This is a genomic window from Nitrospirota bacterium, from assembly GCA_023229435.1.
In the GTDB taxonomy this organism is placed as follows: domain Bacteria; phylum Nitrospirota; class UBA9217; order UBA9217; family UBA9217; genus JALNZF01.
Map to the genome: position 1 here is coordinate 1 of JALNZF010000036.1, position 25837 is coordinate 25837.

At 53.5% G+C, this 25837-nt stretch carries 23 protein-coding genes; 13 read left to right on the forward strand and 10 right to left on the reverse strand.

Features of this window, described 5'->3' with window-relative positions:
• The coding region (locus M0R70_15260) for a hypothetical protein (GenBank protein ID MCK9420716.1) at positions 1 to 221 on the reverse strand (221 nt) is incomplete at its 3' end.
• A gap of 397 nt (positions 222 to 618) precedes the next feature.
• Between M0R70_15260 and M0R70_15265 the strand changes: the two genes are divergently transcribed.
• The 4 genes from M0R70_15265 (at position 619) to smc (ending at position 6736) form a co-directional block, all read left to right on the forward strand.
• Positions 619 to 861: a hypothetical protein gene (locus tag M0R70_15265; protein ID MCK9420717.1), complete on the forward strand. Its 243-nt coding sequence runs from the start codon at positions 619 to 621 to the stop codon at positions 859 to 861.
• Between the two features lies 1 nt (position 862).
• Positions 863 to 1162: a UPF0175 family protein gene (locus M0R70_15270; protein MCK9420718.1), complete on the forward strand. Its 300-nt coding sequence runs from the start codon at positions 863 to 865 to the stop codon at positions 1160 to 1162.
• Positions 1163 to 1229: 67 nt separating this feature from the next.
• Entirely contained in the window at positions 1230 to 2918 is a 1689-nt protein-coding gene (locus M0R70_15275) for a hypothetical protein (protein MCK9420719.1), read from the forward strand.
• A 233-nt stretch (positions 2919 to 3151) separates the two neighbouring features.
• On the forward strand, positions 3152 to 6736 hold the full coding sequence (smc, locus tag M0R70_15280; GenBank protein MCK9420720.1) for a chromosome segregation protein SMC: 3585 nt from the start codon (positions 3152 to 3154) through the stop codon (positions 6734 to 6736).
• A gap of 316 nt (positions 6737 to 7052) precedes the next feature.
• On the opposite strand, the gene M0R70_15285 is transcribed toward smc, so the two are convergent.
• Positions 7053 to 7961: a serine hydrolase gene (locus tag M0R70_15285; GenBank protein ID MCK9420721.1), complete on the reverse strand. Its 909-nt coding sequence runs from the start codon at positions 7959 to 7961 to the stop codon at positions 7053 to 7055.
• Between the two features lie 566 nt (positions 7962 to 8527).
• Between M0R70_15285 and M0R70_15290 the strand changes: the two genes are divergently transcribed.
• Entirely contained in the window at positions 8528 to 9826 is a 1299-nt protein-coding gene (locus M0R70_15290) for an OFA family MFS transporter (protein ID MCK9420722.1), read from the forward strand.
• Here M0R70_15290 and M0R70_15295 read toward each other — a convergent pair.
• Positions 9804 to 10049: a phosphate/phosphite/phosphonate ABC transporter substrate-binding protein gene (locus M0R70_15295; protein ID MCK9420723.1), complete on the reverse strand. Its 246-nt coding sequence runs from the start codon at positions 10047 to 10049 to the stop codon at positions 9804 to 9806. The genes M0R70_15290 and M0R70_15295 overlap by 23 nt on opposite strands.
• Before the next feature lie 129 nt (positions 10050 to 10178).
• Here M0R70_15295 and M0R70_15300 point away from each other — a divergent pair, with 129 nt between their 5' ends.
• Positions 10179 to 11339 carry a hypothetical protein gene (locus M0R70_15300; protein ID MCK9420724.1) on the forward strand — a complete coding sequence of 387 codons (1161 nt, stop codon included), beginning with the start codon at positions 10179 to 10181 and terminating at the stop codon, positions 11337 to 11339.
• A 129-nt stretch (positions 11340 to 11468) separates the two neighbouring features.
• On the opposite strand, the gene M0R70_15305 is transcribed toward M0R70_15300, so the two are convergent.
• The 5 genes from M0R70_15305 to M0R70_15325 form a co-directional block, all read right to left on the reverse strand.
• On the reverse strand, positions 11469 to 12848 hold the full coding sequence (locus M0R70_15305; protein MCK9420725.1) for a peptidyl-prolyl cis-trans isomerase: 1380 nt from the start codon (positions 12846 to 12848) through the stop codon (positions 11469 to 11471).
• Between the two features lie 286 nt (positions 12849 to 13134).
• Positions 13135 to 16122, reverse strand: coding sequence for a hypothetical protein (locus M0R70_15310; protein MCK9420726.1), 2988 nt, complete (start codon positions 16120 to 16122; stop codon positions 13135 to 13137).
• Positions 16123 to 16953: 831 nt separating this feature from the next.
• Entirely contained in the window at positions 16954 to 17607 is a 654-nt protein-coding gene (locus M0R70_15315) for a response regulator (GenBank protein MCK9420727.1), read from the reverse strand.
• Positions 17604 to 19031 (reverse strand): ATP-binding protein, encoded by a 1428-nt coding sequence (locus M0R70_15320; protein ID MCK9420728.1) that lies wholly within the window; start codon positions 19029 to 19031, stop codon positions 17604 to 17606. The genes M0R70_15315 and M0R70_15320 overlap by 4 nt, the downstream gene beginning before the upstream one ends.
• 159 nt (positions 19032 to 19190) lie before the next feature.
• Positions 19191 to 20009, reverse strand: a complete 819-nt coding sequence (locus M0R70_15325) for a DUF5714 domain-containing protein (protein MCK9420729.1) — start codon at positions 20007 to 20009, stop codon at positions 19191 to 19193.
• Positions 20010 to 20179: 170 nt separating this feature from the next.
• Here M0R70_15325 and M0R70_15330 point away from each other — a divergent pair, with 170 nt between their 5' ends.
• The 7 genes from M0R70_15330 to M0R70_15360 all read left to right on the forward strand — a co-directional run bounded on the left by M0R70_15330 (position 20180) and on the right by M0R70_15360 (position 24953).
• The gene (locus M0R70_15330; GenBank protein MCK9420730.1) at positions 20180 to 20575 is read left to right on the forward strand and encodes a hypothetical protein; all 396 of its coding nucleotides are present in this window, start codon (positions 20180 to 20182) and stop codon (positions 20573 to 20575) included.
• Positions 20576 to 20745: 170 nt separating this feature from the next.
• Positions 20746 to 21777: a phosphoribosylformylglycinamidine cyclo-ligase gene (gene purM / locus M0R70_15335; GenBank protein MCK9420731.1), complete on the forward strand. Its 1032-nt coding sequence runs from the start codon at positions 20746 to 20748 to the stop codon at positions 21775 to 21777.
• A 28-nt stretch (positions 21778 to 21805) separates the two neighbouring features.
• Positions 21806 to 22456, forward strand: coding sequence for a phosphoribosylglycinamide formyltransferase (purN, locus tag M0R70_15340; GenBank protein ID MCK9420732.1), 651 nt, complete (start codon positions 21806 to 21808; stop codon positions 22454 to 22456).
• 600 nt (positions 22457 to 23056) lie between these two features.
• On the forward strand, positions 23057 to 23566 hold the full coding sequence (locus M0R70_15345) for a YeeE/YedE family protein (GenBank protein ID MCK9420733.1): 510 nt from the start codon (positions 23057 to 23059) through the stop codon (positions 23564 to 23566).
• Entirely contained in the window at positions 23563 to 24144 is a 582-nt protein-coding gene (locus M0R70_15350; GenBank protein MCK9420734.1) for a YeeE/YedE family protein, read from the forward strand. The genes M0R70_15345 and M0R70_15350 overlap by 4 nt, the downstream gene beginning before the upstream one ends.
• A gap of 207 nt (positions 24145 to 24351) precedes the next feature.
• Complete coding sequence (locus M0R70_15355; GenBank protein MCK9420735.1) at positions 24352 to 24630, forward strand: type II toxin-antitoxin system Phd/YefM family antitoxin; 279 nt, start codon at positions 24352 to 24354, stop codon at positions 24628 to 24630.
• Positions 24597 to 24953 carry a type II toxin-antitoxin system RelE/ParE family toxin gene (locus M0R70_15360; protein ID MCK9420736.1) on the forward strand — a complete coding sequence of 119 codons (357 nt, stop codon included), beginning with the start codon at positions 24597 to 24599 and terminating at the stop codon, positions 24951 to 24953. The genes M0R70_15355 and M0R70_15360 overlap by 34 nt, the downstream gene beginning before the upstream one ends.
• A 43-nt stretch (positions 24954 to 24996) precedes the next feature.
• Here the strand turns inward: M0R70_15360 and M0R70_15365 are convergent, their stop codons facing one another.
• Positions 24997 to 25317: a helix-turn-helix domain-containing protein gene (locus tag M0R70_15365; protein ID MCK9420737.1), complete on the reverse strand. Its 321-nt coding sequence runs from the start codon at positions 25315 to 25317 to the stop codon at positions 24997 to 24999.
• Between the two features lie 5 nt (positions 25318 to 25322).
• Complete coding sequence (locus tag M0R70_15370) at positions 25323 to 25658, reverse strand: type II toxin-antitoxin system RelE/ParE family toxin (protein ID MCK9420738.1); 336 nt, start codon at positions 25656 to 25658, stop codon at positions 25323 to 25325.
• Positions 25659 to 25837 lie beyond the last annotated feature (179 nt).

The window sequence follows — 25837 nt, forward strand, 5'->3', positions numbered from 1 at the left end:
AAGGCAACGTTTCCCTCACCTCCTGCCATCCAAGCTACATGGCTTTGGCTTATTGCCATGGCGGGACTTGCACCCGCAAGTGTGTGCGGCCCTTCGCTGGGCACGCCAATCTTTAAGTCTGACCCCAGTTGGCCCCCAGTTGGCCCCAGTTGGCCTACGCCCTCCACGGCTTTCGGAAAAAGGTTAAAGAGTAAATCGTTTATCGTGTGGATGATTATCATGAAAAGCTGTCCTTAGCTGAAGTATTCACGGGATTATATCTTAAATGGCTTTCCAAAGGAAGAGAATATCGATTTTGGAAGTCGCAGACACCGATACCACCTCTCGGTCGGCGGGATTGTTAGAAAATACGCAACTACTCAGGTTGTCAGGTTCACGGTTCAATGTTCATAGTTTAGGCTGAAGAAACAACCCAGGAGCTTTGATCCCTATCATCATATCTTTTTTTTAATTCGTTTAGCGGTGTCTACTTGTAAAATTGTTCTATTTTTTTCGGCTTTCCAACCTTGAACCGTGAACCTGGAACTTTGAACCTGAGTAGTTACAAAAATACTTGTATGCTTACCACCGTTGTGTATAATATCACTATGCTCCTCCGAGGCCGGCGAGGCGGAGTCATTGGCGCTCGCCCTTGAACACAAAAGCGCCATCGTGGCAACGGACGACAGGAATGCAATCCGGGCGTGCAAAATGCTTAAACTTGAATTTATTACGGCCGTCACTGTGCTGGTGCGCGCTGTTGAAAAAGGCATGATTGATAAAGATGAGGGGCTTGTCAAATTACAAAAGCTGCAAACAGTCGGCAGATACCGCAAGACGATCATCGAAGACGCAGTCCGACTGATAAAGGGAGGTTCATAGTATGGCGACAAAAACTTTGAGCATACGCATCAATGACGACGACTTTAAATTTCTTTCTTCCCGGGCAAAGGAAGAGCGGGGCGACATGTCCACCGCTGTGCGGGAATTGGTGGACCTCGGCAGGACCATGCTCACCGTGGAAAAGTACAGAAAGAAAGAGGTGTCCCTGGAACGGGCCGCGCGACTGGCCGGGGTGTCGCTCTCGAAGATGATGGACCTGCTCGCTGAATACGGCGTCGAGGCCAATCTGGAATACGAAGACTATCTCAAGGGACTCAAGACGATCCGTAAAGTGTGGTGATCGGAACGCATAGGGATCGCGTGATTGCTCAGAATGCGGGCATCGCCCTTACATATCAGAGAATACTATGCTCCTCCTTCTCACCCCTCGATATCTTGCCCTGAAGAACAGGCTTACCCGCCTCGCCCCCGGCGACGGGTTGAAAACAGCGGTCCTTGGTCTGCTCGGCCTGGGCTTCTGGGCTTTCATGTACGGCATATCCTTCAAGGTCCTCTCCTACTTCAGGACCATCGAAGGCCTGGGCGACCTTCTTGCGCTCCGGCTGATGTCGATGGTACTGCTGACGTTCTTTTCGATCCTCGTGTTCAGCAACATTGTCACGTCGCTTTCGACCTTCTACCTCTCGGGAGAACTCGATATTCTGCACTCCGTACCGATAAAGATCGAGTCCATCTTTCGCGCGAAATTCATCGAGACGATCGTCGATTCATCATGGATCACGCTCATCTACGGACTGCCGGTTTTCATCGCCTACGGCATGGTTTTCAAGGCGTCGATCCTCTACTACGTCGGCCTGCTGTTCACCATCATCCCCTTTCTAATCATCCCCGCCGGCATCGGCATCATGGCGACCATGCTGCTCGTGAATGCCTTCCCTGCCCGCAGGGCCAAGGACGTCCTGGTGCTCTTGAGCCTGCTGTTCTTCATGGTCCTGTATATCATGATGCGCATGCTCAAACCCGAGAAACTCGTTGACCCTGATACCTTTCCCTCGCTCGTCCAGTACCTGACCGCCATGCGCGCTCCGGTCTCGCCCCTGCTGCCGAGCTTCTGGGCAACAGAAACGCTCTCCCCCCTGCTCCGCCGGATCAAAGGAGATGCCCTCTTTTATCTGCTCATGCTCTGGAGCACTGCCGGCGCGAGTATCGTGATCGGGGAGTGGGTCTGTGGAAAGATCTACTACACCGGCTGGTCCCGTTCCCAGGAAGGGAAAAAATCTCCGATCTCGCGCTCGCGATTTGCGGAGGCGTTCTTCCGCTTCACCGTCCTGCCGTTCCGGGGAAAGATGCGCGCCATCATATTGAAGGACATAAAGCTCTTCTTCCGCGATACATCGCAGTGGTCGCAGCTCTTCCTCATCTTCGCGCTCATGGTCGTGTACATTTACAGCTTCAAGCTCCTGCCCCTGGAGCGCGCGATAATGCCGAGTTTCTTTCTCCAGAACCTGATCTCCTTCCTGAACCTCGGCATGGTGGGGTTCGTGACCGCGTCAGTCGCCATTCGGTTCGTGTTCCCCGCGGTGAGCCTTGAGGGAGCTTCGTTCTGGATCATCAGGTCCGCACCGCTGTCGCTCAGGGATTTTCTCTGGGCAAAGTTCTGGAGCAGCCTGCTGCCGCTCCTGGTGCTCTCCGAGATATTGATCGTGCTCTCGAACACCCTGCTCAAGGTAACGCCCTTTATGATGTGGCTCGGCATCATTACGGTCTTCCTGATGACCTTCGGCATCACGGCCCTCGGCGTCGGCCTGGGCGCCGTATTCCCCAGGTTCAAGCACGAGAACGTGGCGCAGATACCCACGGGTTTCGGCGGCATCGTGTATATGCTGTTGACCATGCTGTTTATCGGCGTCGTGATCGCCCTTGAGGCATGGCCCGTGTATAAAATATTCACCTCCCAAACCCTTGGTTACCACATCAGGCTTTCGGGATGGGTCTCCATTTCAGGTTCGATCATCGCAGTCCTGACCATTAATATTCTTGCCCTCTTTTTACCCATGAAAATCGGTCTGGAACGACTGAAACAGCGTGAAATATAGGTTTTCCACAACCACAATATATTGTGCCTCCTCTGGGAATAGCTACCTCAAGTTGTTATTTTCCCCTTTACAAACCCTCATTCATGTGATATAAACGGATAAGTTAATAGATATTAAATATGGTTCAGGGTTCAAGGTTCAGGGTTAGCTTTTCAACCTTAAACCATGAACCTGGAACGTTGAACGTGAGTATGTAACAAATCATCTGCCCGTCTGTTTAAAAGAGGTGGCCTATGCAGCTGAAAACCCTTGAAATGATCGGTTTCAAATCCTTTTCAGACAAGACTGTAGTTGCGTTCCAGCCGGGCATAACAGCCGTGGTAGGCCCGAACGGCTGCGGCAAGAGCAATATCTCCGACGCCATCCGCTGGGTGCTCGGCGAACAGAGCGCCAAACATCTTCGCGGCGACAAGATGGAAGATGTCATCTTCAACGGAAGCGAGAGCCGCAAGCCTCTGGGCATGGCCGAGGTGACCCTCAGACTGTCGAACGTCAATGGGACCTTTGCCTCTTCAGAGTTCGGTCACTATCAGGAGATCGAGATCACCCGCCGCCTTTACCGCTCCGGCGAAAGTGAATACCTCATCAACCGGATCCCCTGCCGCCTGAAGGACATCCGCGATCTCATGATGGATGCCGGCGTCGGCGCGAGGATACACGCCATCATCGAGCAGGACAAGGTGGACCAGATCCTCTCCAGCAAACCGCAGGACCGCAGGTTCCTGTTCGAGGAAGTGGCAGGCGTGATGAAATACAAAGCGCGCCGCCAGGAGGCGCTCTCCAAGCTCGAATCGACCAACCAGAACCTGCTCCGGGTGAATGACATCATCATCGAGGTCAAGCGCCAGGTCAATTCTCTCGACCGGCAGGCCCGGAAAGCCGAGCGCTACCAAAAACTGCGCGCGGAGATGAAGGACCTCGATTTCCGTCTGGCCTCCGTTGATTACTCCGCTCTCGGCGCCGAGTGGACCGCGTCATCGGAGGAATTCAAAAAGCTGGAAGACGAAGTAACGTCTCTGCACGCCTCCCTCGGCAGGATCGAGTCCACCATCGAGGAGACCAGGGCGGATTCCCTGTCCGCTGAACATGAACTCGGGACTCTTCAGCACAAGATACACGAGACCGAGACCGCGCTCAGCCGCGCCGAGCATCGCGTGGAGATGTCGAAAAGTCAGATCGCGGCGCTTATTGAACAGCGCGGCCGCGATCTCGCGGACAGTGAGTACCTGAAACAGGAGACCGCGCGGGTAGTCGCGCTTAAAGCGCGACACGAGGAAGAACTCGGGGTGCTGGCGTTGTCTATAAACGAGAAGAACGCCGTGTTGAGCGACAGGACTTCTGACCAGGAATCTCTTTTCCGTGCGCTTAATGAACAGGAGCTCCTGCTCGAGGAGACCAGGACCGGGATCCTGAACGCCATGACGGGCTCGGCCACGGAGAGATCCAGGATCGTGAACTTTGAAGCACGCATCGCGCAGTTGGACGATCAGGACGCCCGCGACCTTTCTGAAAAGAAGGACCTGGAGCAGAGGCTCGCTGAACTCACTTCCCGTCTTGAAGGAAAGGAAAGCGAGATCAAAGAGCTGGCAGTCCGAATGAACGCGGCCCGGGAAGAGCGCCTGGAGGTTGTTGACCGGCTGGAGCAGGCGATCGCGAAGAAAAAAATGCTCGAAGCGGGCCTGAATGAAAGCAAGAACATGCTCGCGGGCCAGAGCGCCCGTCTCCGCTCCCTGCTCGAACTGGAACAGAGCCTTGAAGGCTACCAGAAGGGAGTACGGACCGTCATGTCCGCGCGCAAGGAGGCTTCATCGGCGGGAAACCTCGGGACCATCCACGGCCTTGTGGCGGACATGATCGAGACCGAACCGAAGTACGAGGTCGCGATCGAGGCCGTGCTCGGAGACCGGCTTCAGTACGTTGTGGTGGACTCCCAGACCGATTCACTCAAGGCCATCGATTACCTCAAGGAAAAAAGCGGCGGCCGGGGCACCTTTCTGCCCAGACAAACGCGCGAGGTAAAATCAGAGCCCTTTCGGAAGAACGGCCATGCCGGCGTCATCGGATCGGCATTGAATATCGTGAGCTACAAGGACACCTACAGCAGTGTTGCCCAGTATCTGCTCGGCGACGTGGTCGTCGTGGACAACATGGACACCGCACTCTACCTGTGGCAGAAGAACGGCTTCGACAAGACCGTTGTCACCCTCTCCGGAGAGATCGTGGACCCGTGGGGCGCGGTCACCGGCGGCACCGTCGATTCGACCGGAACCGGCATGCTCACCAAGCGCCGCGAGATCAAGGACATTGAACACGAGCTGGCTGAGCTCAGGGCCCGGATCGTGGTGCTCGAAGTGGAACTGCTGTCCGTCGAAGCATCGATCGCGTCGGATACCAGGATCGAAGCAGAGCTTTCCCAGCAGATCCACCGTATGGAACTCGAACTCGTGAACGGCGAAAAGGACCACACGAGCGTCAGGGACGACATCGGCCGCGCAGCAGAACGCAGCAGAACGCTCGATACCGAGGCAACAGGACGAGCGGCCCTGCGGCAGGAACTGAACACCGGCATTGAACAATCGAAGGAATCACTCCGGAACCTCGAGGCCGGCCATTCGAACGCCCAGTCGAACATCGAGGCGATCCAGGGTGAACTTTCTCACAAGAAGGAAGGGCTCGATGCGGCGCGCTCCGCGATCACTGAGCTCAAAATGGAACTCACCGCGCTTCAGGAAAAACAGGCCGCGGCTGCCAGGACCATCGCAACGCTTGTCCTGACGGAAACGGAAATGACCGAGCGTCTTGCGAAGCGCGAGGCTGAGATCACCGGCATCGCCGCGAAGCTCATTGAGCTCGAATCCGCCATCACGAACGCCGAGACCGAGATCAAGGGACATATCGGCGTCCTCGAAGCGGAACGCCGTGTCCTTGTTTCAAAACAGGAAGCTCATGCGGTAACGATCCATGCGCTCCGTGCCGCCGAGGAACAGGCCCGGGAGGTTCGTCATGACATTGAGGCGGCTCAGAAAAGGCTTTCCGCGAATGAGGTCAAGCGCACCGAGCTCCGCATGAGGATCGAGCACCTGAAAGACACCATATGGAATACCTATCACACCGAACTCGATATCGTGGTCCAGGAACTCGGACAGTTCGAGATCGATCTGGAAGGATCAAAAGCACAGGTCGAAGACCTGCGCCAGAAGATCGAACAGATGGGTCCGATCAACGTGGATGCGCTGCAGGAATACAACGAGCTGAAGGAGCGGTACGACATCCTGAGCGCCCAGCAGAGCGACATCAACGAGTCCATCAGCAACCTCAAGGCCACCATCGCGAAGCTCGATGGTGAGACCAGGGAGCTCTTCAGCGAGGCCTTCAACGCGATCCATGAGAAGTTCAAGGAGGTTTTTGCCCTCCTGTTCGAAGGAGGCAGGGCCGAGCTCGTGCTTCTCGACGAATCGAACATCCTCGAATCGGGCATCGAGATCATCGCCCAGCCCAGGGGTAAAAAATTCCAGAACATCACCCTGCTGTCGGGCGGTGAGCGGGCGCTGACGGCCATTGCCCTGCTCTTCGCGGCCTTCCTGGTAAAACCGAGCCCCTTTTGCATGCTCGATGAGGTCGACGCGCCGCTCGACGAAGCGAACGTCACCCGCTTCACCCGCCTTATCCGCGAGATGAGCACCCGCTCACAGTTCATCACCATCACGCACAACAAGCGGACCATGGAGATGGCCGACGCGCTCTACGGCATCACCATGGAAGAACCGGGTTGTTCCCGCGTGGTATCGGTGAAACTGAGAGAACCGGCGTTGGTGTAATACTCGTTCAGGGTTCTCGGTTCAATGTTCGGGAGATAGGATCGAGGCTCATCGTTCATTGAACACTGTTCCCTGATCTTTTACGTTGAACCTTGAACATCGAACTGTAAACTTTGTTCTCCTCACTTTCAACTTCCCATTCACCTATTCCTAATGATATTCTCCTGCCAACCGTGCTGGCCGCAGGCCGGGGAAAAGACGATTTCAAGTTCATCCTCCGGCCTAATATCGAGTTTTGAGAAGAAAGAGATTTATGAAGCCCTGCACGGGGAAAGAGAGTACAGCGTAGACCTTAGAGGAGAGGAACGAGAGTCCGTCAAAACGCAAGGTCAGGATATGCGAATTGTTCTTGAAAACCGGCGTCATTGCCCGGTAAGCTTTTATTCATGGCGTGATCCGACTTCCATCTGAGAATATCCCTTCTGGGGAGATGCACCAGCGGATCGAAGGAGACGGGTAATAATCTATCCGGCTGCAGACGCGTTCCGATCTCAGCGAGCATCAGCGCGCTTTTCCATAAACGGCTGCGCGAGGGGGCCCCGAGAACAGCCGTGTAAATAAGACCCTTGTCCGTATCAATGGCGCCCACAAAGCAGTGCCTCGCGTTGCAGGTAAAGCCGGTCTTCCCGCCTATCATGTCAGTTCGGGACCACAGCAGATTATCCGTATTCGAAAGATATAATTCCCTGCCTGCCGCTGTTTTGACCAGCCATTCTTTTTTCCCGAGGATCTCCCGGATGAGCGGGTACGTGAGCGCTTTTTTCAAAATGATCGTCAGATCGCGGGCCGTTGTATATTGTCTGCCTTTGGGCAGGCCGGAGGCGGTCTCAAAATGGGTATCCTTGGCCCCAATCTCTTTTGCCTTCTGATTCATCAATGCGACAAACGCAGTCTCTGAACCGCCCGCCGCTTCGGCAAGGGCCACGGCGGCGGAATTGATGGACCTCATGAGTGCCAGATGGAGAAGGTCTGAGACGGACAGCACATCGTACGCCAAAAGCCTGGGCTTTCCGGAGCGGGCTGCCCGGGCCCTGTTGCTCACCGTCACGCTGGCTGCCGGATCCAGTCGATCGAGGGCCACCATGGCGGTCACGAGTTTTACCGTGCTGGCGGGTGGAAGCTTGGCCGAAGGAAATTTCTCGGAAAGTACCGAGTCATTCTCATCGATCACGATCCACGCCTTTGCCGCGATGCCCTTCCGTGAAAAAGAATAGGCGGGCTGCACCGCTGACAACAGCAGGATTGCAAATACAAGACAATAAAAAATTCGTTTTATTCGGACTCCTGTTGATGATAAAGGTATGTGCATTGGTTTGATTATACACTAAAAAAATAAAATGTAATGTAATTTATGTCACTTTTCAAGAATAAATTGGTTCATTCGTATAAAAGTTGAAAAGGCAATGCAGCACCATAGAGGCAGGCAGATCGGAAATACCTATCCGCAGATTTCGCAGATTAACGCAGATTACGTCTTAAAAAACACGCTGAAAAGGTTTTGAAAATCTGTGTAATCTGCGGATAAATCTTTGCCTTTCTCTTAGCCTCAGAGGTTTGTCAGGATTCTTTCAACCAAAACACGAAAGACCCAATAAATTTCGCCTCTATTCCTGCAGGATGAACCGTTCAGGACAGCACGATTGATTACCATTTTATGATCAATATATAACTCAAATGCTACAAACTGTAACGTTACACTTGCTAATTTCTATTAATTAATATATAGTCATTTAAAATTCTTATATGTACTTTGGATCAGTTCTCGATATATAAATGGGGGGGGATAAAACCATGGGGGAAAAAGGGTGGGTCGTTGCGTTTGCGGGAATGGGACTGAACCTGACGCTCGGTATTTTGTACGCCTGGAGCATGTTCAGCAAACAGCTTACCGAATCAATCGAGAACAACGGTTTTGGGTGGTCGAAAACAAATGCAACCCTTCCCTATACGATCGCGATAGCCTGTTTTGCCGTCGTGATGGTGCCGGCCGGCCGTCTTCAGGACAGATTCGGACCGCGCATCGTTGCCACCGCAGGCGCGATATTCGCCGGCGCAGGGCTCATTCTCGCGAGTTTTGCATCACCTGACAGTATCTTCTTTGCCGCGATCGGTTTCGGCGTATTAGGCGGGACCGGCATCGGACTAGGGTATTCTGCTGCAACTCCTGCCGCAGTGAAATGGTTCTCGTCTGAAAAGAAAGGGCTTATTGTCGGTCTCGTCGTAGGCGGCTTCGGGCTTGCGCCTGTGTATATCGCCCCCCTTTCGAAGTACCTTCTGGCGACCTACGGAATCGGCACTTCATTCAGGATCCTCGGCATCGCTTTTATGGCGATAACCGTGGTGTTGGCGCAGTTCATCAGGAACCCGCCGGTTCCCCTTCCGTCTCAAAAAGGACCAATGACGGCCGGCACGGTGAAGCCCCTTCAAAAAGACTATTCATGGCAACAGATGCTCAAGACACCGTCGTTCTATTCACTCTACATTCAATTTGCCTGTGCTGCCACCGCCGGCCTGATGATCATCGGACACCTTGCAAAGATCGTATCGGTCCAGTCCGAAAATACGATAAAGATCGGTTTTGTCTTTGTTGCCCTTCTCGCGATCTTCAACGCCGGGGGCCGCGTTGTGGCAGGCCTGGTCTCGGACTATATCGGCAGAGTGGTGACGATAGCCCTGGTCTGTACCATGCAGTCCCTCGTCATGTTCTTCTTCCCCCTGTTCACCTCGGTGAACGACTTTATTCTCGGTTCAGCAATTGTAGGCTTCAACTACGGCGCTTGTCTTGCCCTTTTCCCTGCAACAACGGCTGATTACTGGGGGACAAAAAATCTGGGGCTGAACTACGGGATATTATTTACTTCGTGGGGTGTGGGAGGGATCTTCGGCCCGATGCTGGCCGGAAAGATCGCCGACGCGACCGGTTCCTATGCGCGTGCCTACTCGGTGGCGTCGGGACTCCTGTTGTTCGCGGTATTTCTCGCCATGATAAGCTATATTAACATCTCCGTGAACATCCCTGAACGGGAATTAAAGATCAAACTGGGGAAAAGCAGGTCGGGGATACCGGTCAAGGTGGAAAATGAGGAGTAAGCAGCGCGGCTCTGACCTTCGCCGACAAGGTTTTTTTCAGTTTCGGCGTCGTATATACGGGCCAGTTGGGAAAGCAACCCGTGTACGCCACGACCCTGATCTGTGATAAATCTACCTTGTCCTTCATCTTGTCCAGGTCGTCCTCACGGATCCCGCCTGCGTCAGCAACCTTGTTGAATACCGCCATCGTCACATTGTCATGTTTCTTTGCAAAAGGCAGCATTGACGGAAAACCATAAAAAGGATATAGTGGGTTCCAATTGGAACACGTCCTTTCTAACATCGTCGATATAGTGCGAGGGTCTAATAAAACAGAGCACTCGTATTCTATGGTCAAGGAGAAATCATGAACATGAAGGTATTGATACATGTCTCTCACATGAAAGAACATGCATCAACAGTGTGCCGTCGTGCCCGCCGATCGTCGAGTTTGGCAGTTCTGCGCGGTTTGTGGCTGCTGATCTTTGCCGGTCTCTTTTCAGGGTGTGCCGGTCATTATATTGACATACCACAACCCGCCCGACTGTCGCTGCCGGCAACGGGCAGCATGATCGTTACGGTTCCCGAAACCTCATACCAGGAAGTTGTTCTCGGCCTGCAGTTGAAAAAACAACTGCGCAAAGCTGACTATTACCGTCTGCCGACGAACAAGGAACTGGAAGAATATCTTCTCCGGACGGGTCATTCGATCCAGGAACTGTGGAAAGACCCGAAACTGGTGCAGGGCCTTAACATTGATATGGTACTATCGCCCCGGGTGATCGAATGGAAGAAGGAGACGAGCGCGCCCTGGCGCCAGGTTCGTCCTGAAGGACCCGGGGTCGTCCTTTCCTGCACGATAATAACGGGCTCGCTTCGCACCCTCTTTACGATCTGGCGCGCAAGCGACGGCGCCAAACTCTTTGAAGAAGAGATCTCTTCATCCCGGCGTACCAAGGAATGCACGAATGATTGGGACAAAACCCCGGATATGCCGACAACAGCGGGAAACACGGAAGGACAGGTTGCATCGAAAATCCCTGGAGCATCTGTCCCCGATCCATTTCTGACCGGTAAGCTCGATGCATCATGGCAGAGTGATCCCTTATTCGAGTCAACCGTTAAAAAATCGGTTTCTTCCTTTGTTGACCATATCGACCCCAAGCCTTTTCGCGAGGTGTTTATCACCGCAACCGATTCAACCGGTTATGAATCGAACAGACAATTGGTCAAGGCAAGAAGGTATCTCAGGAACAGCGACTGGGCAGCGGCCCTCACCCTTCTGGAGAACAACCTGGGCAAACATCCTGACAGCTCTGCCACGCAGTACCTCATTGGCATTGCGCAGCAGGGAAAGCGGGAATTTGAACCGGCAAAGAAAAGCTACCAACAGGCTTTGGCCCTGTGTCAATCCAAACGCGATGCGTCAACGCCTGAGGCAGCCCCGGACTGCGATTTTATCGAAGAAGCCGCTAAACGTTCGCAAACATGGACTACGGAAAATCCGTCAAAGAATAGTACGGGGGCCCAATAGCCCGCCCGCGTCATACCAGGCCTGCAGCCCTTCTTCTTAACGAGGCAACGGGATAAAATCGGATCACGATGCAGAGAACACAGAGTTGTTCTTTCAGGTTTTACTGTTATCTTGCCATGCCCTACTCTTTTATCTGGCAGCCTCGTTAGTTATCGTCTTTGCTTCTTTGTCGACGAGCCGGCCAAAGACATCCTCATAAACCGTCACCGTGAACTTTTCTTTTCTCAGCTTGGCCGTGTACTGGTCCAGTTTCTCATGCATCAGTGTCCGACGGGTCTGGTCCAGAGTTTTCTTGTCCTTGATATTCGTATACAGTGCGTCCCGGATATCCAGGACCTTGACCAGATGCCAGCCTACCGGAGTCTCCGCGGGTCCGCCGAGCTGGTCTTTTTTCAAAGAGAAGGTCAATTTATCCAGGTCCGGGAAGCCGGTCCCCTGTTTGACCCAGCCGATTTGGCCGAGGTTCTGCTTGGCATTTGGATCTATCGAATAATCCCGCGCAGCCTCGAAGAAGGTCATCTTCTTGGATTTTATCCTTTTCTTGATATCCTCCGCCTCCTTCCGGGTTTTCAGCACCACCATCTGGACATTGCGTACCTCCGGCTGGATTATCTTGTTTTTATTCTTCTCGTAGTAGGACCTGACTTCGGAATCCTGGGGTGAGAATTTTTTAAAAAGCATTCCCTGGTGCAGATTGACCAGACTCGTCTTTTTGAACTCATTTACCCGTGCCTGAAAGACCGGATCCTTTTCAAGCCCCATCTCCCGGGCCTTTGCCGCCATGATCCTCTCATCGATCAATCCGTCCAGGGCATTCATTCGCTGCTTCTGGGGATCCTTGCCTGCTCCCGACGTCACGGACGCCTTCACTTCACCCCAGTGGATCTCTTCGCTATTGACCCTGGCTACGATCACGGACGCTTTCCGGGAAGAATCCCCGGCCGGTTCAAGCTCCTTGGTTACGACCGTCACCTTTACGCCCTGTCTGATCTTTTGCCTCATCCCTTCGTTCCTGGCCTTGAATTTTTCTTTCCGGATCGTTGCCTCGATTCCCAGCTTCACATCATCGGTCAGCTCGGTCCCGGCAGCGATATTCTTCTTATAGTAATCCCGGACCTCCGACTCGGACACCGGCAGGTCCCCCTTCAGCACCTTTTCCTTGTAGAGGGAAACAAGAACGTTATCCTCGAAGGTCTTGACCTTTTGCTGATAATCCGGATTTTTGTCCAGACCTGTCTTAAGCGCATCCAGATAGAGCAGGTCCGCTGAGATCATCTTGTCCAGCAGACTGAGCCGGGCCGCATTGCGTTCAGGCGTGCCCGGGGCCGGGATATCCAGACCTACGACCGTGGAGCTGTTGATCATGGTGTCGATCTCGTGGAGTGAGATGGTCTGGTCGCCCACCCGGGCGATCACGTCCTGCGGCTCTTGGGCACGGGCTGCCGGCGCAACGATGGCAATCAAGAACACCCAAAAACTCACAACGGTCAATTTCCATGATCTTGTCATACTATTTCTCCTTGGATAAAAAATCAAAGTAATACCTTCTCCTGAGCCTGCCCCTGAATCATCCCCATCATTCAGGATGCTCATGAGAAACAATCTATCTTACCATAAAAATCTTTGCACTTTGCATTGAATCGTGAAAATTATTAAATAGTCCATAGATATCCGCCTTGCGTGCCAAATGCGGTTGCTTCAGGACAATCTTGAACAGGCCGGACAAAAAAACGGAGGGGAAGGAATTCCCCTCCGTTTCCCAGTTGCTCACTTCCAACTTGATCTTACTCTATGTTTAATATCCGCAGGTACTTCCGGTCTTGTTCGTCGAAATGTACTCCCAAACCGACCCGGATGCGCGGCCCTCAACCAGATGGTTTTTCCACTTGATGCTGCTGCAGGAAATGCTTCTGGATCTGTCGCCATGGCATGTCTTGCATAACGTGTTCAATGGATTCTCGAAGGCAGGATCGCCGCTCACATGACCGAGCTGCAGGATCTCCACCTTGTCCATGGTCTCCCTTGAGACTCGGCCCGATTTGGCATGGCTAGTCCACTTCCCGTTGGTTGACGAGATCAGGGCACGATTGTCACCGTGACAGCGCAGGCAGATGCTGGCGCGCGGATCCGACTCATCCGTGTAGGTGTGCATCCAGGAGACCGCGGCATCGAAGTTGCCGGCGATCGATGTCCCCTGGAAGGTCAGATTGGCCACCGCGCTATCCACACCGCTGCTGTTTGCAATGTGGCAGGCGCCGCACTTGAGCGGCCCATGCGAGCCGTCGGTGTTCATGCCGGCTGCCTGGGCATAGCTGGTCGTGTCGATATTCCCGACGACCGGATAGAGTCCGTGCGTCGACTCGTGGCAGCCCTGGCACGTAATGTCCTGGTGACCACGGGAATAGCGGAACAGCGAGGCCTTCCGCGGGTAGTTGAACGGCGGGAAGGCATTGATGTTGCCGCTCTGCTCCACGTACGGCGCTGCGTGGCAATCCGCGCAGTGAGGTTCACCCGGCGACAACCAGTGATCGCGGCCGTCCGTGGCAGCTGAGAACGGTACTGCTGCCGCTATGCTGCCTTGGCCTTCGGCATTCAATTTTACCTGGGCCGCAGCCACACAATCGGATGTGGTGCAGAAGTCGAGAATGCGGACGCTCGGGTCGCTATCTCCGTCAAAGGTGACCTTGGGCGAACCGGAGGAGAGTATCTCGATCGTGGCCACATTGGCATCCGGATAATCCTGTACATCCGATTTGTTCCAGGAGGCATAGGTATCGTCATTCGTCTTGGGATCGAGCCAGGCAGTGGCCTGCGAGAGAGAGACCCCTGCGGCAAAAGCCACATCGGACAGCGTAGCACCGACTTTAGGCTCCCGAACGTTTCCTGCCTGTCCTGGCGTGGCGTGAACGAGATCCGCCATATTCTCAGATCTCCAGATCTCCTGGCTGAGTTGGCTGTGGCAATTGGTGCACCAGATGCCCTTCCAGGTCCCGGTGTCATTGGCCACATTGGTGAGAAGCCAACTACCGACCGCGTTCAGATGACTCGGTGTTCCCGCGCCGTCCGTGTCCTTGTTTCTGTTGGCGTGTACATCACGATTCGCATAGCAGCCGCCCACGCCATCACGGTTGTCCCCGCTGGCAAAGGCATTCAGTCCGAGTCTGGTGATCGGATACGTATCGTCGACCACTCCATCGGAGCGGTGCGCCGGATGGCAGCCCTGGCACGCGCCATTGCGGCCCTTCGAGTCGGCGAACACGAGGTCCTTGTGATTGTTGTGAATGGCCTCGGTTATCGGCGGGATCAGCGTTCCCGTCGACCCGTGCGTGGCCGACTTAACCACGGCGATCACGTTGTCCGCGTGACACTTCTGGCACATCACGCTTTCATGCCCCAGGCGGATGGTCTGCGTCCTGCCGGACCCGGTGCCCGGGTAATTTGCCGTGAATGACGTCCCGTGCTTCTCGTCGTGGATCGCCAGGATGCTGATCGCCGCTCCCTTCAGCCGTGAATACCAGTCCGAGTCGCCGGCGGCAACGTCAATATTGTAGTACGTGTTCCAGAAAGCCATCTCTTCAGCCACCATCGCCGCAACGCCGGAACGGCCGTTCTGCGGGCTGTTGACCGAGGCGCCGTCGCCGAGCGCGTGACAGCGTTCACAGTTGGGAATATCGATCGGGGCGGTCCCCAAACCAATGATCGGACTGCCATTCTGCAGCACCGGTGTGCCGATGCCGCCCGGCTGGCCCGGATCGTAATTATGCAACTGGGCCTTCATTTGAACAAAAGGCCGGATCGTCTCCTCCGTCACCTTTCCCGGGTCATTAAAAAAACTGATGCTATCCTCAAAAGGAGTCAGCGGCAGGCCCAATGCCTCCCAGATGCGCGGAGAGGTCAGTGTCACCGGCAGGTTCTCCAGCACCTTCATCTGGGTGAAGACCACAGTGCCTTTGTCGCCGGAGAAGGTCAGGACATTGTTCAGACCCGGTGTCGATCCGGGCCCCATGGGGTGGAACGCGGGACCGCTGTTCTCCGGCAGGACCGTTGCGAACTGAACCGCCGAGTTCAAGTTCCGCGAACCCAGGCGGATCTTGTTCTTATCGAGGCTGGTGTTGGCCGTGTTGCCTCCCTCCAGGTCGCTGTAGATGTACAAATGGTTCCAAATCCCGTTGGCATAGTTGTCCTCGGGGTCGGTATAATTGCCGTTCCCCTGTACAACATTCAGCTGGCCGTCGGAGGGGCCGTAAACCAGCCTGTTATTGCTGTCCGTGGCGGCCGCGTCAACCTGCGTGTTCCACATCATCAGCGAGTTGAGTTCAACCTTGCTGATGAGCGTACTCGTCTGCGAAGCGCCGCGTCCGTCGTTCCGGGGCTGGGCATCATGCCAGTAGCGGAGCACATATTTCTTGAAATTGCCGCTGGTATCCAGCGCGAGGTCGCGCACCACGGTGGGCCGTCCCAAAAAATCCAGCCCCACCCTCGGGTCGGCCTGGAGCATCATGGGCTTTGCGCCGACCGCTTCGGTCCTCACTACCTGCGCCAGGATGGAATTGTAGGGCGGAAGCACACAACAATACGAAAACTCGAATCCGGTGCAGTGCATGCCAAGCTCGTAGTTCATCATGATGTTGAAAGCGTTTTTCGGAGGAGTAGTAGTTGATCCTCCTCCTCCTCCTCCACCGCCTCCGCCGCCCGGCTTGGCGCTAAAGCTGTTGCCCGGCAAGATCAGGGCCAACCCGGTAATAAGTACGAGCGCTACCAATGTGCTAGAAATTCTTTTCACGATGTGATCCTCCTTTATTTTGTAAGCAAGAGTGTGGTTTACATGGTTTTTGCAAGGTCATCGGGGCAGGTGGCGCGCGGGCAATCAGAGAATTGACCAAAATTCTGAAACAATGCTTTGCGGATTCAGAAACAAAAGAGATGTCCAATAAAGCCGGTATGGGCAGTGCATTCGCTTTTTGTACGATTCCGTAAAACAAGGTCAGCGCGGATGCATAGAGTGCGCAAACAGGGTGGTTCGGCCGGGACGAGCTGCAGCGGCAAGCGCTCCTCAGAGGGGTAGAAAGAGGAAGAAAGGCAACGATGAAAAACGAGGAAAGTCCAACCGGGAATAGCACGCCATTTTCTAATCTGGACACCGGCGTCAGCGTTCGGCTATGTTTCATACGACCTTTCCGGTTGCCGCATCCGGGATGCGGGACCTCCGTATTATGCGTAAAAAACGCGCCACTACCGCTCAGTTCATCAGCGCCATCACACTATGGTCTTTATAAAATTCGAGGTCCATAGAACAGGTGTGATAATGAGCAAAATGAAAATGAACGGGAAAAAAGCTTGCTGCAATTAAATTGTAACTATTCGGTATGGGCAGATTGTAACTTCTCCTGCCCCGCATAATCCAGTAAATTTGTGTTCACTGGGTCCTGCATGGTGTGAAGAAGTCTTCACATGCAAAATTGGGGCATGAGAAAGGAGCAAACGCAGGGAAGACATGCAGTCCATTCCTGAATGCCGTTAGACCATTCGAAGGATTTTAAAAATTAGAAAACGAAAGGAGTCTGACAAATAAAATGAAGAACGGCGATTGTCACCGGGTGGGATTGAGATGCACTCAAGCTTTCGACAAATGGCTTTCTACGAGTTTCAGGCAGTTCAAAGTCCCCTCGCCTGATGAAGACAGCGAATAGGTTTTGTCCTTGTCCTGTTCGATGATACCGCACTCTTTCAGGATCTTGAGATGAAAGATCACCTTGGTATGGTCCTCAATATCAAGTTCCCGGGAGAGTTCCATGAGCCGCGCGCTCTTCCTCTGTGAGATGAGCTTCAGGATCTTCCGTCTGATGGGGTTCGAGAGGGCGCTGAGGAGGCAATCAACATTTTCGGAAGTGCCGCGCACTTCGAAACGTCCCTCTTCGAGAACGCGCCTGATCGTGGTAAGCAGCGTATCGATCTTGAACGGTTTGGACAGATAGTCGCTGGCCCCCCGCTTTATGGCATCCACCGCGTTTTCAATGGTTGCGAAGGCGGTGATCATGATGATCTTGGACCGCGGCGAGACCCGTCTCAGTTCCGCGAGGGAGTCGATCTTATTCGATTTCGGCATGACCACGTCGAGCAGCACGACATCGAAATCTTCTTCTATCGCCAGCTCGACGGCCTCCCGTGCCGAAGATGCCTCCTTGGTATCGTATCCCGCTTCCTTCAACACAAAGGTGAGGTTCGATCTCAGTTCCCGGTCATCGTCCACGACAAGAATTCGCTTCATGATGCACCTCCGGCCGGAAGGCGGACCGTCACGGTCGTCCCTTTTCCTCCCGTGCTGTCTATCTCTATCGTCCCCCGGTGCTGCTTCACAATGCCGTAGCAAATGGAGAGCCCGAGCCCCGTGCCCGAGCCGGTTTCCTTGGTCGTGAAGAACGGATCGAACACCCGCGAGAGGTTTTCCGGGGGGATGCCGGAGCCGGTATCGGATATCCGTATCTCGACATCGTCGCCCTGCAGCCCGGTGGTAATGAAAATATCCCCGCCCTCGGGCATCGCGTCCGCCGCGTTCGACAGGAGATTGATGAAGACCTGCTCCATTTTGCTCAGATCACCTGTCACCTCCCGAACCGGACCGAGATCGTGGTGAATAACCGTGTCCCGCAGTCTGTATTTCATGAGCGTCAACGCCCCGCGTACTACATCGTTCACATTGAACGGAACAGCCTCGGCATCCCGTTGCCGTGAAAACTGCAGCAGTTCGCGGGCAATGATCGATGCTCGGTCAATATTTTTTTCGACGGCATCCAGCCTTTCAATGACCTGTTGATCCGGCAAGGCCGTCCCGGTCACCCGTTTCCTCGCGGTCTGAATGCCGAGCACGGCATTGGCCAGGGGATTATTGATCTCATGGGCAATGCCGGCCGCCAGCTGTCCGAGTGACTGAAGCTTTTCGGACTGACCAAGTCTCAGCAATTGATAGGCCAGCTTTTTCTGCGCTTCAACTTCGAAAATAGTCATTGCCTTGATGATGAAGTAGGTGATAAGAACGGCAGAGAGTCCGCGCAAGATCTCGACCGGAACACCGACAACCGGCAGCGAATAATGAGAATGAATCACGCCGGCAAAGACGCCGTAGAAAATAAAGATGATGCCCGCATGACGAAGTTGCAGCGAACCTGGTCCGCTGAGGTCCTTGATCTCGCGTGAATAGGCGATCAGGCCGTAAGCCGCGGCAAGAGCGCCCGCGAGACCAAAGATATTCCTGCCGATGAGCTCCGCGCCCTTCAGAAAATCGACACCGGGAGAGAACCCGCGGTGGAAGAGAAAGAGCAACCATGCGAGGAAGAGCCCCGTTGAAAACAATTTCATCGGTCGTATTCGTCGCAGGGTCGTACCGATGAGGGAGAGACCGAACCGCAAGAGAAAAAAGAACGAGAGAACGGTCATAAATGCCGTGATCAGCGCGAGTGTGGATATCTCCTGCTGCGAAAGGCGTTCGCCCCCCATTAATTCATACAGTTCCAGCCACTCATGGGCGCCATGGGTAAATCCGAACATCCCCAGAAGCCACAGGTTGCCGGCGAGCTGCAGATCACTCGACTCCATGTTCTTTAAGGCAATCGAGACGCCCAACAGAAAAAACGCGCCACCGTAAAATAAATAGATCGGATATTCAAGCGGAATATTTTCAAGCAAGGTAAACATGTCGGCAATGGATACGATACTGCGCTCTGAGAGATGGTCCCTGAGGCTGTCAGTTGATCCGTATTGCAGTATAACCTGTCAGATCACATCTGTCCAGATGGTATTTCCCTGACGGGGAAAAACCGAGCTCCGTCCGGACCGGACGGATCAGACGGGCTTTCAGGATTGACAGGCCATGATTGGCAGGTGAATGGGATCAGTAAAAATATCCCTGTCGGGTTTCCGGTAGTAGGGGCACCGCTGTTCCCGGCACCCGTGCGGATGCCTGTCGCTGTCTTTGCAGACGATCGGGGTTTTCTCCACGGGAAGCAGGATGCCGAACCGTTCCGCAAAGATGGTGACCGCCTCCGCAAGCGCCGCGCGCACATAGGCCTTGCAGCAGCTTGGCCCCGTAAGTTCGGCGACTGCCTGCGAGACCTTGATCACCGCGTTCATGGTGATCCTCTGCTCCGTATCCGAGCCGCACCGGGAACCGAGGAAGACGGAAAAGCACGCGCCGATGGCCGGCGCGATACCGCACATGCCGGTAAGCCCACAGTAACCGCTCACGGCCTGCCTCGCGGTCCTGTCGAGCACTTCGCGGATGTCCGCATCCGTGATCTTGCCTTTCCCATAGGGAGAGTTCTTGAGCGCCGCCATCAGAGCCCCCGCGGCAATGTACGCATGCTCGCATCCGAGCATGGGAAGGTTCGGATGGCCCATCATGAGCTCGGCTATCGCGACGGGATCCTGCAGTTCCGTCGCAACGATCACACCCTCGATCAACTGCATCGCGTCCTTGCGGTGACACGCCTCACAGCTGAAATGCCCTTCCGGACATTTGACATGCCCCTGTTCTGGTGCCCCGCAATAGATGCACACAAGGTTTTCAGAATGGTGCAGATATTCAAGCGCTGAACCGCAGACACTGCAGTTTTCGGTTTTTTTCGTTACATTCATAGTATAGTATATATACCACAGATAACGGCTGGTTTCCATACCTGCTGTTCATGTCCTTTGCTTGACTTTCCCGATGCTTTTGCGCTATGGTAACTTTGATGGACGCGTAATACGTAAAATTTAACCGCTGAAGCACAGAAAGCGCAGAGAATATCCTGAATATTCTAAAGTGCATTTTTCCGTGTCTCCCTGCCATGACTTTGTCGCCCATGAACGAGAAACGCACGATCATCGCAGAGCAACTCAAGCGGCTCCTGGTCGACTCATCGCCTATGATCGAGGACTATACCCGGGAGGTCTGCCCGGTCTGCGCGGAGGTTTGCTGCCGGCAGAGGCACGGGATGTTTCGGGAAAACGACAGCGTGTACCTGCATGCGCTGGGAGTGGAAGTGCCGCCGCGCGATCAGGGGAGACCGCTCGAAGGGCCTTGTGAAGCGATGGGCCCGCGGGGATGTGTTCAGCCCAGATGGATGAGGCCGTTCAAATGCACCTGGTATTTCTGCGAACCGCTTCTCAAGGCACTGAACGACGGCCCTTCCCGAAAGGCAAGACAACTGTCCGCCCTGCTCCAGAAGATGACGGATCTTTATCGTGAACTGGGGTAAGGAGGTCATGGATTAACAATGGATGCACTTCTCGCAACAGCATACGCACGTATTGCCTGATATTTTGACGCGTTATTTCATAACTTCAAAGAGTCTTCAATGAAAATAACGGGGTTGACATCCCTGTGCATTACAGGTAGTATCTCGGAAAAATCCGGAAGGGACACCGTATGGCCATAACCTACAAAGACGCGGGCGTTGACATCGATGCAGGCGACCTCTTCATCGAGAAGATAAAACCGTATGTAAAATCCACGTTCAGGCCCGAGGTCATGACGCACATCGGCGGGTTCGGCGGGCTCTTTGCCCTCAAAAAATACAAGGCCCCGGTCCTCGTTTCCGGCACCGATGGTGTCGGCACCAAGCTCAAGATCGCCTTCCTCACGAACCGGCACGATACCGTTGGGATCGACCTCGTTGCCATGTGCGTGAACGACATCGTCGTCCAGGGCGCGGAGCCGCTCTTTTTCCTCGACTACTTTGCCACGGGCAGGCTCAAGCCGCAGGAGCACGCCGACATCGTCAAGGGCATCGCGGAAGGCTGCAAGCAGGCCGGCTGCGCGCTCATCGGCGGCGAGACCGCGGAAATGCCCTCCTTCTACGCCGAGAACGAATACGACCTTGCGGGCTTCGCGGTGGGCGTCGTTGAAAAGCAGAAGATCATCAACGGATCAAAGATCAAGCCGGGCAACGCGCTCATCGGCCTCGCCTCTTCAGGACTCCATAGCAACGGCTTTTCGCTCGTGCGCAAGGTCCTGCTCGAAAAATCCGGCTACGGCATGAACGACACCCTGTCCGAGCTGGCCAACCGGCCCCTGGGCGAGGTACTGCTGACGCCGACGAGGATCTACGCGAAATCAGTGATGGCACTGATGAAGGACTTCGACATCCACGGCATGGCGCACATCACCGGCGGCGGCATCACGGAAAACACACCGCGCATGCTCCCGAAAGGAACGCAGGCCCTCATCCGTAAAGGGACCTGGGACATTCATCCCATATTTCCCCTGGTCAGGAAAAAGGCCGGCGTAAATGACGACGAGATGTACCGGGACTTCAACATGGGCATCGGCATGATCCTCGCCGTGCCGGCCAAACAGGCGGACGCGGTGATGAAGAAGGCAAAGAAACTCGGCGAACAGGCGTATCTCATCGGAGAGATCGTAAAGGGCAAGTCAATTGTGAAGTACGAGGAGAGATAGGGTTCAGGGTTCTCGGCGAGGATTCTTCATGAAAAAAGTAAAACTTGGCGTTCTCGTATCCGGTCGCGGCTCAAACCTCCAGGCCATCATAGACAATATTGAAAATGGTCTTCTCCCGGCCGAGATCGTTGCCGTGATCAGCGACCAGCCCGATGCTTATTCCCTCGAGCGCGCACGAAAGCACAACATCCCGGCCATCCATATAAGCGCTATCGGGTTCAAGGGGAAACGGGCCGAATATGACGCCTTGCTCGTCAAGGAACTCCAAAAGAACAATGTGGAACTTGTTTGTCTCGCCGGTTTTATGCGAATCATCACACCGACCCTCATCAAGGCTTTCCCCAACAGGATACTGAATATCCACCCCGCCCTCCTGCCGGCCTTCCCCGGTCTCCATGTGCAGAAAGCCGCGCTGGACCACGGTGTTAAGTTCTCAGGCTGCACTGTCCACTTTGTTGAAGAAGGGATGGATACCGGCCCGATCATCATCCAGGCTGTAGTGCCGATCCTTGACAACGATACTGTAGACAGCCTTTCGGAACGCATCCTGAAGCAGGAACACAAGATCTATTCCCGGGCCATCCATCTGTACGCCGAGGGCAGGCTGAAGATCGATGGAAGGCGGGTCTTTGTAACTGACGGGAGAACAGACTCTGACGAATTTTTGTTGAATCCCTGATCCTGACAACTTTGACGGCATCGGGAAAATCGTCATACCCGCGAATACGGGTATCCAGGGGTCAAGAATCTGCCTGAAAAAACTGGATTCCCGTTTGCACGGGAATGACGGAATATGTAAGATTTAGACTTTTTACAAGCGTATAAACCTTGGATGAACCGTTTTCGGTCAACCTATTATTTATTAAGAGATTTAAACTCTCCCCCTTTTTTCATGTTCACCCCTTCTTTGCGTCCTGGCGACTCTTCACGAAAACAGCTATAATAGAGTACAGACCATCAACATATCCTCAACCAAAACACGAAAGAACCATTTATCTTCTTTTATAAAAAGCCTTGACGCCTTTGTAACTGAAATTGAATTGCTCTTTGGCGTAGAAGCGGATTTATTAACCAACCAACTAATTAATTGATTTATAAGGTTTAATTATTTTTCATGTTTTTCAGTGATTACGCCTCTCATCATTGAACTGATGAACTGACGAATCCATAAGTTATTCTTGACAATGACGGGTGAAAAATGTATATATTAAGAGTTTAGAAACTATGCAACTAAGCATTTGGGCTTTCTATATTCATGGTTATTAGACTGGAGGATAGTATGAAAGATAAGAGATTTTGGTCACCCTATGTCGCCGGGATATGTCTTGGTTTGACCCTTTTAGCGACGTTTTACATCGCGGGACGCGGGCTGGGAGCATCGGGGGCCATAACCCTCGTGACAGCCCAGAGCACCTATTCTGTGATTCCCGACTTTATCAGCCACCTGACATATTTTGAACAGTATATAACTCCCCTCGCTCCACTCATAAACTGGAATCTTTTTCTACTCGGCGGCCTCTTTGTGGGTTCGCTGGCGAGTGCCTCGCTGTCCGGGAATTTCAAGGTACTGCTGGATAGGGGCAAATCCATGAGCGTGAGAAATCGGCTGTTCACCTCGCTCGTGGGCGGGATGCTCATCGGTTTTGCGGCGAGGCTGGCCCGCGGATGCACCAGCGGAATCGCCCTTTCGGGAGGCGCTCAACTCGCGGTGTCAGGGTGGATCTTTGTCATCTCAATGTTCGCGGCCGGCTTCATCATCGCCGCATTATTCAGGAGGTTATGGTCATGATAGGTCCCTTTGAAGTTAGTCAGCAAGTCAGTCTCGGACTGGCCGTTATATTCGGCCTTTTCTTCGGTCTGTCTCTGGAACGGGGAGGACTGGGAAATCCTCATAAACTGACCGGGGTCTTTTACCTCCGGGATTTTTCGGTACCCAAGGTAATGTTCACCGGTATCGTTGTCGCAGTAATAGGCCTGTATCTGCTTATCGATCTCAATCTTATAGACATGAGTAAGTTCTGGATCGTGCCGACGTTCTTCTGGCCGCAAATCGTGGGTGGAGCGCTGTTCGGAGTCGGCTTTGTCGTGAGCGGATACTGTCCCGGCACGGCTGTGGTAGGACTGGCCTCGGGACGGCTTGATGCGCTGGTAACGATAATCGGGGTCGGGGCAGGTTCCCTTCTGTTCGCTGTACTCTTTCCTGTCCTCGAGGAATTCTACGTGTCCTCGGACATGGGTGCGGCAACGCTGCCGAAGCTCGCGGGAGTGAACCACTGGGTGATCATTCTTCCCGTCATTGCTTTCGCAGTCGGGATGTTCCTTCTCATGGAGTGGTATGAGAAGAAACAGGACAAGGCCCGGGCATAGAACGCGACGCAAAGCGTTTTCAAACAGCGTGAGAGATCACGCTGCCGTAAATAGTCTTTTTTTAGAACCACGCATTCAACTGACGAGCAGTGTGTTGATCTCACCACGATCAGCACACTGCTCGATTTTTTTTGACCCTTCAAAACACCTATCCTGTTGACATTCTGCACAGATATCTGTACAATTATTGGTACAGGAGGAGGTGCCATGCTTAAAGAGATGAAAAACTATTCCATGAGCGAAGCGAGAAATGAGCTCACCGCCATGCCGGAGAAACTGGAGAAAAAGCACAGCGCCGTGGCCATTACCCGCCGGGGTAAGCCGGTGCTTGCTGTCATGCCGTGGGACCTTTTCGAGTCAATCATGGAAACCCTGGAAATACTCGGCGATGAGGAAATGACCGCCGCCCTGCATAAAGGGATCGAAGAGATCGCCGCAGGCAAGGGAGTGGCATGGGAAAAGGCAAAGCGGGAACTGGCGGCATGAGCTACAAAATCATCATTGCACGGACAGCCCTGAAAATGCTCAAAGACATTACCGACAGGCGTGTGCGTGATCTTATTGTCAAGCGTATCGATGATCTCATTGAAGAACCGGAGAAACAGGGGAAACCGCTTGTTGCGGAATTATCCGGCTACCGGAGCCTTCGGGCAGCAGGGCAGCGTTACCGGATCGTCTATCGCGTGATGAACGACAAGATCATGGTCTCTATCGTTGCGGTCGGGATTCGCAAGGAAGGAAGCAGCACGGATATTTACAACCTCGCCAAAAAGCTGATACGTCTGAGACTTTTCAATCCTCCCGAGTAACTGTTTTGCTAAGAGATTCCTGGTGAGAGACCTAACATGGGCTTTATGCCGTCTTCGCAAGAATGATCCTGCCGATTTCCTTCTTTGAAGAACCGAGGGCAAAGATCGACCGCACGATAAGGTCAAGCGACACGGACGATTCGGCACGCTCGATCTTGGCCACCCGCGACTGGCTCGATTTTATCTTCTCCGCAACCTGCACCTGTGTAAGGTGCCTTTTCTTTCGCAGTTCCTGAAAATAATTCGAAAGAGCGAGCTTCATCTCAATATACTCTTCCTCTTCACGGCTCAATTTGAGAAAGTCAGTCACTGAACCGACTTTCCAACCTTGCTTCTCAAGTTTTTTGATTTTCTCTTTTTTCACGGCTATCACCTCTCACAGCTGTCATAAGAAATAATTCTTTTCTTACAGATATCGATTATATTCTTCGGAGTTGCCCTGCTCTTCTTTTCAAATACCTCCAGGATCACGACTGCGTCGTCATCCAACCGGTATATAATTCTCCATGTCTTGTCCCTGTCGTTGATCCTCAGTTCATGACATCTCGCGCATATGGATGTCATGGGTCTGGAAGAGGGAAGCGACAACCGTTCGCTGTTTTGCAACCGCCGCACAAGGTACCCTGCCTCGATTCGCGCTTCCGTCGAAAGCGGCGGGGTCTTCACTTCGCCGTGCAGCCAGACAAGGGGTTTTGGCTTCATCATCTTGCTACTCAATATATGTCATATCTGACATAATGTCAAATACATAATTAGACAGTGTCAAGCCAAAATAGAAATGTCCTATTGTTACCAAAATAGAAATGTCCGGTTTTAGGGAACAGTGATTGGCTGTTCCTGGTTTCTTCGTTTTAGTTTCAGATACTTTCTCCAAGGATGATTCG

Excerpts from the sequence above, each read along its gene's own strand:
- M0R70_15270 (MCK9420718.1), top strand. The coding sequence starts at position 863 with ATGGCGACAAAAACTTTGAGCATACGCATCAATGACGACGACTTTAAA.
- M0R70_15275 (MCK9420719.1), top strand. The coding sequence starts at position 1,230 with ATGCTCCTCCTTCTCACCCCTCGATATCTTGCCCTGAAGAACAGGCTT.
- smc (MCK9420720.1), top strand. The coding sequence starts at position 3,152 with ATGCAGCTGAAAACCCTTGAAATGATCGGTTTCAAATCCTTTTCAGAC.
- M0R70_15290 (MCK9420722.1), top strand. The coding sequence starts at position 8,528 with ATGGGGGAAAAAGGGTGGGTCGTTGCGTTTGCGGGAATGGGACTGAAC.
- M0R70_15295 (MCK9420723.1), bottom strand. The coding sequence starts at position 10,049 with ATGCTGCCTTTTGCAAAGAAACATGACAATGTGACGATGGCGGTATTC.
- M0R70_15300 (MCK9420724.1), top strand. The coding sequence starts at position 10,179 with ATGAAGGTATTGATACATGTCTCTCACATGAAAGAACATGCATCAACA.
- M0R70_15305 (MCK9420725.1), bottom strand. The coding sequence starts at position 12,848 with ATGACAAGATCATGGAAATTGACCGTTGTGAGTTTTTGGGTGTTCTTG.
- M0R70_15315 (MCK9420727.1), bottom strand. The coding sequence starts at position 17,607 with ATGAAGCGAATTCTTGTCGTGGACGATGACCGGGAACTGAGATCGAAC.
- M0R70_15320 (MCK9420728.1), bottom strand. The coding sequence starts at position 19,031 with ATGTTTACCTTGCTTGAAAATATTCCGCTTGAATATCCGATCTATTTA.
- M0R70_15325 (MCK9420729.1), bottom strand. The coding sequence starts at position 20,009 with ATGGAAACCAGCCGTTATCTGTGGTATATATACTATACTATGAATGTA.
- M0R70_15330 (MCK9420730.1), top strand. The coding sequence starts at position 20,180 with ATGAACGAGAAACGCACGATCATCGCAGAGCAACTCAAGCGGCTCCTG.
- purM (MCK9420731.1), top strand. The coding sequence starts at position 20,746 with ATGGCCATAACCTACAAAGACGCGGGCGTTGACATCGATGCAGGCGAC.
- purN (MCK9420732.1), top strand. The coding sequence starts at position 21,806 with ATGAAAAAAGTAAAACTTGGCGTTCTCGTATCCGGTCGCGGCTCAAAC.
- M0R70_15345 (MCK9420733.1), top strand. The coding sequence starts at position 23,057 with ATGAAAGATAAGAGATTTTGGTCACCCTATGTCGCCGGGATATGTCTT.
- M0R70_15350 (MCK9420734.1), top strand. The coding sequence starts at position 23,563 with ATGATAGGTCCCTTTGAAGTTAGTCAGCAAGTCAGTCTCGGACTGGCC.
- M0R70_15355 (MCK9420735.1), top strand. The coding sequence starts at position 24,352 with ATGCTTAAAGAGATGAAAAACTATTCCATGAGCGAAGCGAGAAATGAG.
- M0R70_15360 (MCK9420736.1), top strand. The coding sequence starts at position 24,597 with ATGGGAAAAGGCAAAGCGGGAACTGGCGGCATGAGCTACAAAATCATC.
- M0R70_15370 (MCK9420738.1), bottom strand. The coding sequence starts at position 25,658 with ATGATGAAGCCAAAACCCCTTGTCTGGCTGCACGGCGAAGTGAAGACC.